Below are 6,876 nucleotides of genomic sequence, written 5' to 3'. Positions count from 1 at the left end.
TCCCGCGAGGGGAGAGGGAGTCAGGGGGCCGCTTCTTCGGCGGCGGGTGGCGGGTGTTGCGGGCACCTGCGCGCACCCGCCAGATCCCGACCCTGCCACCGCCGCCGGCATCTCGCCTGCGGGACAATGCCGGCCGACTGCCCTCCGCCGCCAGGCCTCCCTCCGTGACCGCTCCCCTCCAGGCCCAAGCGCCCGACTTCTCCGCTGCCGAGTTCCGCGCCGCGCTGGGCATGTTCGCCACCGGCGTGACCATCATCACGACGCGCGCGGCCGATGGGCGGCTGGTGGGCTTCACGGCCAGCTCCTTCAATTCGGTGTCGCTGGCGCCGCCGCTGGTGCTGTGGAGCCTGGCCCGTTCCGCGGGCTCGATGCCGGACCTGCGCGCCGGCTCGCACTACGCGGTCAACATCCTCGCGGCCAGCCAGAAGGCGCTGGCCGAGCGCTTCGCCACGCGCGGCGTGGACCGCTGGGAGGGTGTGGACTGGTCCCCGGGCGTGGCCGGGGCGCCGGTGCTGGAGGGCTGCGTGGCCAGCTTCGAATGCTTCAACCGCAGCCGCTACGAAGAGGGCGACCACGTCATCTTCGTCGGCGAGGTGGAGCGCTGCCGGCACCGCACCGGCATTGCGCCGCTGCTCTACCACGGCGGGCGCTTCTACACCGAGCATCCGCTGTAGCGCGCCCTCCGCGCCGGCCGGGCCGCGCGCCGACGTGGTGCCGCACGAGACGCGAGACGCGCGCGAAGCGCGGGCGCCGCCCTCAGCCCCGCCGCAGCAGCGCCAGCAGCCGCTCGGTGCGCGGGCCGTAGGGCGGGTGCAGCAGGCCGCCGAGGGACCAGCGCGACTGCCGCAGCACCGCCTTCTCGTGCGTGAAGCGCAGGAAGCCCGCCTCGCCGTGCGACACGCCCCAGCCGCTGTCGCCTACGCCGCCGAAGGGCAGCCGTGGATGCGCGATGTGCACCAGCGTGTCGTTGAGGGTGACGCCGCCGCTGGTGGTCTGCTGCAGCAGCAGGTCGCGGGCGGCGCGGTCCTCGCCGAACCAGTACAGGGCCAGCGGGCGCGGCCGGGCGTTGATGAAGCGCACGGCGTCGGCGGCGCGCTCGCAGGCCAGCACGGGCAGCACCGGGCCGAAGATCTCTTCCTGCATCAGCGCCATGTCGGGCGTGGCGCCCAGCACCAGGCGCGGCGCCATCTGCCGGCCGTCGGCGCTGTCCTGGCCCAGCACGCGCACGTCGGCGCCGCGCCCGGCGGCATCGGCCAGCAGCCGCGCGAGGCGCCGGGCCTGGCGCTCGTCGACCAGCGCCGTGTAGTCGGGATTGCCAGCGATGGTGGGAAAGAGCCGCGCCACGGCCTGCGCCAGCGCCTCGGCCAGCGGTGCATGCAGGGCCGCGGGCGCGAGCACGTAGTCGGGCGCGATGCAGGTCTGGCCGGCGTTGAGCAGCTTGCCGTGCGCGATGCGCGGCGCGGCCTCGGCCAGCCGGCAGGAGGCATCGACCACGCAGGGCGACTTGCCGCCCAGCTCCAGCGTGGTGGGCACCAGGTTGGCCGCCGCCGCCGCGGCCACCTGCCGGCCGACGGCGGTGGAGCCGGTGAAGAACAGATGGTCGAAGGGCAGGGCGGCGAAGGCGGCGGCCACGTCCACGCCGCCGGTGACGACGCAGAACTCGTCCGCCGCGAAGCGCTGCGCCACCAGCTCGGCCATGAGCGCGGAGGTGTGTGGCGTGCGCTCGCTGGGCTTGAGCATGACGCGGTTGCCGGCCGCCAGCGCCGTGGCGGCCGGGCCCAGCGCCAGCAACAGCGGGTAGTTCCAGGGCGCCATGACGCCGACGACGCCCAGCGGCTGGCGTTGCACCCAGGCCCGCGCGGGCTGCAGCGTGAGGGGCGTGCGCACCGGGCGCGGGCGCATCCAGCGCGGCAATGCGCGCAGCGCCTCGGCGATGCCGTCGCGCAGCAGCAGCATGTCGGCGATCTCGGTCAGCGGCGCCGAACGCACGCCGAAGTCCGCCTGCACGGCCCGTGCGAGCGCACCGCCATGCTGCTGCAGCAGCGCCCGCAGCCGCTGCAGCCGGTCGCGCCGCAGCTCGAGGCCGACCTCGGGTGCGGCCCGGCTGGCGTGGCGCTGGGCATCGAACAGGGCGTGGAGCGAAGGGGTCATGGCGAGCGACGTGCGTGGGGCTCGCATGATGCCGCGTCAGCGGCTTGGGGGGCTATCGGGTCACGATCGGAAAGCTGCCGGCGGGCCGGTCCATCAGGCCGAACAGCTGCTGCAGCGCCGCCAGGTTCCCTTCCACCCGCGCCTGCCCCGACGCCAGCAGCGCCGGCGCCTGCGCCTGGCCGGTGAGCAGGCGCAGGAAGTCCACCTTGCCGACCGTCAGCGTCGCATCCACCGGCCCGTCCAGCGGCGCGGGCCGGTGGTGCAGCACGGCGTTCTCGATCCACAGGCCATGCGCCTCGCCGCCATCGGTCAGCCGCAGGTTGATGCGCAGCGCCACGCCGTCGGCGCGCGGGCCGTCCAGGCTGGCGGCCATGGCGTCGAGAAAGCGTTCCAGCGGCGTGTACTGGAGCATGTCGGCCACGGCGGTACGGCCGCCCGCGCGGGCCGGGGGACCGCGGCGCAGCTCCTGCGCGCCGGTGAGGTAGAAGTTGCGCCACGGCGCGGATTCGGCCTGGTAGCCCAGTTGCTCGAACGCGCTCGCCTGCAGCTCGCGCGCGGCGGTGTCGCGACCGTCGGCCAGCACGACGTGGCGCAGCAGCTCGGCGGCCCAGCGGTAGTCGCCGCGGTCGTAGGCGGCCTGGGCCTCGGCCCGCGCCCGCTCGGCGCCGCCGGCCAGCGCAACGTAGCGGCGCGCGGCCTCCACCGGCGGCAGCGGATCGAGGTTGGCCGGATGCGCGTCGAACCAGCCCAGGTAATGCTGGTACACCGCGCGCACGTTGTGGCGCACGGTGCCGTAGTAGCCGTGCAGGCGCAGCTGGGCGTCCAGGCTGCGGGGCAGGCGCAGCTGCTCGGCAATCTCGCCGGCGGTCAGGCCCGCGTTCATGCCGCGCACGGTCTGGTCGTGGATGTAGCGGTACAGGTCGCGCTGCGCCGCGAGGAAATCCGCGATCTGCCGCCGGCCCCACACCGGCCAGTGGTGCTGGTTGAACAGCACCTCGGCGCCCTGCGACCAGCCGATGGCGCTGTCGATGTGCTGCGACCACAGCAGGCCGTCGCGCACCTTGGCGCCGCGCAGGGTGTAGAGGTTGTGCAGGGTCTGCGAGACGATCTCGGCACCGCAGAAGGCCTGCAGGTCGGGCAGCGCGAACACCAGCTCGGCCGGGGCCTCGGCGCCCGGCACGCTGTGGAAGACGAAGCGCACGCCGTCCAGCGTCACGGCCTGCGTGGGCTGGTCGATGAGCAGCGTGGGCGGCAGGATGCCGACGCGGCCCAGGGCCACGGCCTTGCCCAGGCCGGTGTCCACCACGCCCGTGGCGCTGCGCGGCAGCAGGCTGCCGTACATGTAGCCGGCGCGGCGGCCCATGGCGGGGCCGGCGAGCAGGTTCTCGCTGGTCGCCTCTTCCATGAAGCCGGCGGGCGCGACCACCGGCACCCGGCGGGCCCGTGCGTCCTGCGGATCGAGCACGCCGAGCGAGCCGCCGAAGTGGTCCACATGGCTGTGGGTCAGGACCAGTGCCGTCACCGGCTGGTCGCCCAGGTGTTGCCGAGCGAAGGCCAGCGCCGCGGCGGCCGATTCGCGCGAGGTGAGGGCGTCCACCACGATCCAGCCGGTACGGCCCTGGATCAGCGTCATGTTGGCCAGGTCGAAGCCGCGCAGCTGCCAGATGCCATCGCGCACCTTGAACAGCCCCGCCTGGTTGTTGAGCAGCGCCTGGCGCCAGAGGCTGGGGTTGACCGTATCGGGCGCGGCACCCTGCACGAAGCCGAAGCCGTCGAAGTCCCACACCACGCGGCCGGTGGCGTCGCGGACCTGGCCCTTCGGCGCAGCGATGAGGCCGCGGCGGGCATCGGCCGCGGCCGCGGGGTCGGCCAGGTCGTAGGCGCGTGCGACCTCGGCCTGGCGAGCCTGGGTGAAGGCGGTGGCGGGACTGGGCGCGGCGGCTGTCGCGGGTCCGGGCGCGGGGCCGCCGGCGGCCGCGGGCGCCGCGACCGTCGGCGTCGCCGCGGTGGCCGCCGGCTGCGACGGGCCCGCGCACGCCGCGAGCACGGCGGGGATCGACAGCGCCAGTGCGGCGCGCAGGAAGGTGGTGGGCATCACGGCGGGGTCTCCTGCGCCGGGCGACGGCGCACGTGTTCTGCAAAAAAGGCCGCGCATCCTTGCCTGCCGGGCTCTTCACGTCAAATGCATCAGAATCATCTGTTCGATACCTGGAGCGCATCACCACCATGCTGCCCGCCCATCACCTGCGCCACGTGCTCGCCCTGGGCGAGCATCGCCACTACGCTCGCGCGGCCGAGGCGCTGCACATCACCCAGCCCGCGCTCACGCGCAGCATCCAGGCGCTGGAAGCGCTGCTCGACGCCCGGCTCTTCGACCGCGGCCGCGGCGCCGTGGTGCCCACCGCCATCGGCCGGCTGCTGCTGGACTACGCCCGCGACGTGGACCTGGGCGCCCGCGACCTGCGCCGCGCCGTCGCTTTGGCACAGGGCGCGCAGTTGGGCCGTCTGGTGGTGGGTGCCGGCCCCTTCGCCGGCGCCGCTCTGGCCGGCCCCGTGGTGGGCCGCCTGTGCCGCGCGCATCCGGGCCTGCACATCGAGGTGGTGATCGCACCCTGGCAGGAGCTGCCGCAGCGCCTGCGCGCCCGCGAGATCGACCTGATGCTCGCCGACCTGAGCGAAGCCGCCGCCATGGACGATCTGGCCCTGACCCGGCTGCCGCCGCATGCCGCCGTGCTGGTGGCGCGCGCCGGCCATCCACTGGCGGTGCAGCCGCCGGCCGCCGCGGCGCATTGGCGGACCTATCCCTGGGCCGGTCCGCGCATGCCGGCGTCCGCGGCGCGGCGGCTCGCCCGCCACCTGCCCGCCGCGGGCGACGCGTCGGCGCCGCCGGGCATCGTGTGCGACAGCCACGCGGTGCTGCAGGACGTGCTGCTGGCCAGCGACGCGGTGGCGCCGGTGTGCGCCTTCATGGTGGCCGACGCGCTGCGCAGCGGCCGGCTGGTGGTACTGCCCACGCCGCCGCTGGGCGACTACGGCCGCTTCGGCGTGGCCCGCCTGGCCGCGCGCAGCACCGGCGCTGCGGAAGAGGCCTTCGTCCGCCTGCTCAAGACGGTGGATGCCGAACTGCGCGCCGAGGAGGCCGCGCTGCTCACGCCTGCGCCCGCGCTCAAGTCTTCGCCGCCGCCGCGCCGTAGGTCGCCGCGAAGCGCGCCTGCAGGTAGGCCTGCGTCGTGACGGGCGCATGGCGGGGCGCCTCGCCGGGTGGCACGCAGCTGGGGATGGCGCTGACCAGCGCCTCCGGATTGGGATCGAGGAAGAAGGCGATCGAATAGCGCTCGGCGGCCGGCCGCACCACGCGGTGGGGCGTGGACAGGTAGACGTCGTTGGTCCAGCGCATCAGGCAGTCGCCGATGTTGCAGACGAAGGCGCCGGGCAGGGGCGGCACGTCGATCCATTCGTCCCGCGCGCGGCCCTGCACCTGCAGGCCCGAGACGCCGTCCGTGGCCAGCAGCGTGACGTTGCCGTAGTCGGTGTGCGCGCCGGCGCCCACGCCCTGGTCGGCCGCCGCGCCGGCGGGGTAGTGCAGCAGGCGCAGCGTGGCCAGCGGCCGGTCGATCTTGTCGGCGAAGAAGTCCTCGGGCAGGCCCAGGTCCAGCGCGAAGGCCGCATGCAGCCGCGTGGCGGCCGCGAAGACCGCGTTGAAATAGGCCTGCACCGGCGCGCGCCAGCCGGGCAGCGCGGGCCAGGCATTGGGTGGGCGCGTCGCCTCGTCGGTCCAGATGAGGTTGAAGGCCTCCTTCTGGTCGGCGCCGCGCTTTTCGTCCAGCGCCTCCACGCCCATGCCCACGTAGCCGCGGTTGTGGCTGAGCGATGCGTAGGCCAGCGCGGCCTTGTCGGCAACGGGCTGCGCGAAGAAGCCGCGGCTGGCGGCGAAGGCGCCGTCGATCACGTCGGCCGGCACGCCGTGGCCGGTGATGGCGAAGAAGCCGATGCCGCGGCAGGCGGCGCCCACCTGGGCCGCGACGCGGCGGCGCGCATCGGCGTCGGGCGAGGCGAGGGCGGCGATGTCGATGACGGGAATGGTGGTGGCGTTCATGGGGGCGGACGAGGGCTTTGGACGAAGGGCGTTCAGCGCTGCAGGCTCAGCCGGTAGCGGAAGGTGTCGGCGCGGTAGACGGCGCTTTCCACATGCACGGGCGTGCCGGCGGCGTCATGCACGACGCGTTCCACTTCCAGCACGGGTGCACCGGCGTCGAGCTTCAGCAGCCGCGCATCGGCCGCGCGGGCGGTGCCGGCGCCGATCTCCAGGTCGGCCCGGCCGACGGCGATGCCGCCCTCGTGCTCGAACACGTCGATCAGGTCGCGCTGCGAGAAGTCCACCCGCGAGAGGCGCTCGCCCAGCGCCGCCAGCAGCCAGGAGTTGTTGACCGACAGCGGCTCGCGCTCCAGATAGCGCACGGTCTGCAGGTGGTAGACGGCCGTGCCGCCCGGCAGGCCCAGCTTCTGCGCCACCGCGGCGGGCGCGCGCACCTCGCGCCAGGCCAGGCGCTTGTTGCTGATGGCGCGCGCCTCGGCCGCGAAGGCCTCGTTCAGGCCCTGCAGCCGGTTGAGGCTCTGCGCCGCTTTGGGGTGCGAGACGAATGCACCCTTTCCGTGCAGCTTGACGATCAGGCCCTCGGCCTGCAGCGCGCCGAGGGCCTGCCGCACGGTGATGCGGCTGACGCC

General features: G+C 74.5%; 6 protein-coding genes. 2 read left to right on the top strand and 4 right to left on the bottom strand.

What is annotated here, in order from left to right:
- The first annotated feature begins 164 nt into the window (after positions 1-164).
- Positions 165-674, top strand: coding sequence for a flavin reductase family protein (locus NS331_RS00990; RefSeq protein WP_058640161.1), 510 nt, complete (start codon positions 165-167; stop codon positions 672-674).
- 82 nt (positions 675-756) lie between these two features.
- On the opposite strand, the gene NS331_RS00985 is transcribed toward NS331_RS00990, so the two are convergent.
- Positions 757-2,151, bottom strand: coding sequence for an aldehyde dehydrogenase family protein (locus tag NS331_RS00985; protein WP_058640160.1), 1,395 nt, complete (start codon positions 2,149-2,151; stop codon positions 757-759).
- A gap of 52 nt (positions 2,152-2,203) precedes the next feature.
- The gene (locus tag NS331_RS00980; protein ID WP_058640159.1) at positions 2,204-4,246 is read right to left on the bottom strand and encodes an alkyl/aryl-sulfatase; all 2,043 of its coding nucleotides are present in this window, start codon (positions 4,244-4,246) and stop codon (positions 2,204-2,206) included.
- A gap of 131 nt (positions 4,247-4,377) precedes the next feature.
- On the opposite strand from NS331_RS00980, the gene NS331_RS00975 reads away from it, so the two are divergent.
- Positions 4,378-5,385: a LysR family transcriptional regulator gene (locus NS331_RS00975; RefSeq protein WP_058640158.1), complete on the top strand. Its 1,008-nt coding sequence runs from the start codon at positions 4,378-4,380 to the stop codon at positions 5,383-5,385.
- On the opposite strand, the gene NS331_RS00970 is transcribed toward NS331_RS00975, so the two are convergent.
- Both NS331_RS00970 and NS331_RS00965 read right to left on the bottom strand, forming a co-directional pair.
- The gene (locus tag NS331_RS00970) at positions 5,318-6,247 is read right to left on the bottom strand and encodes an isopenicillin N synthase family dioxygenase (protein ID WP_058640157.1); all 930 of its coding nucleotides are present in this window, start codon (positions 6,245-6,247) and stop codon (positions 5,318-5,320) included. The two genes, NS331_RS00975 and NS331_RS00970, sit on opposite strands and share 68 nt — an antisense overlap.
- 32 nt (positions 6,248-6,279) lie before the next feature.
- On the bottom strand, positions 6,280-6,876 hold a 597-nt coding region (locus tag NS331_RS00965; RefSeq protein ID WP_058640156.1), incomplete at its 5' end, for a GntR family transcriptional regulator.

Source organism: Pseudacidovorax intermedius, from assembly GCF_001476815.1.
GTDB classification, from domain to species: Bacteria; Pseudomonadota; Gammaproteobacteria; order Burkholderiales; family Burkholderiaceae_C; genus Xenophilus; species Xenophilus intermedius_A.
The sequence above is the reverse complement of the archived record's forward strand: the minus strand, read 5'-3'. Positions and strand labels throughout refer to the sequence as shown.

Coding starts and splice junctions, on each gene's coding strand:
- NS331_RS00985 (WP_058640160.1), bottom strand. CDS start 2,151: ATGACCCCTTCGCTCCACGCCCTGTTCGATGCCCAGCGCCACGCCAGC.
- NS331_RS00980 (WP_058640159.1), bottom strand. CDS start 4,246: ATGCCCACCACCTTCCTGCGCGCCGCACTGGCGCTGTCGATCCCCGCC.
- NS331_RS00975 (WP_058640158.1), top strand. CDS start 4,378: ATGCTGCCCGCCCATCACCTGCGCCACGTGCTCGCCCTGGGCGAGCAT.
- NS331_RS00970 (WP_058640157.1), bottom strand. CDS start 6,247: ATGAACGCCACCACCATTCCCGTCATCGACATCGCCGCCCTCGCCTCG.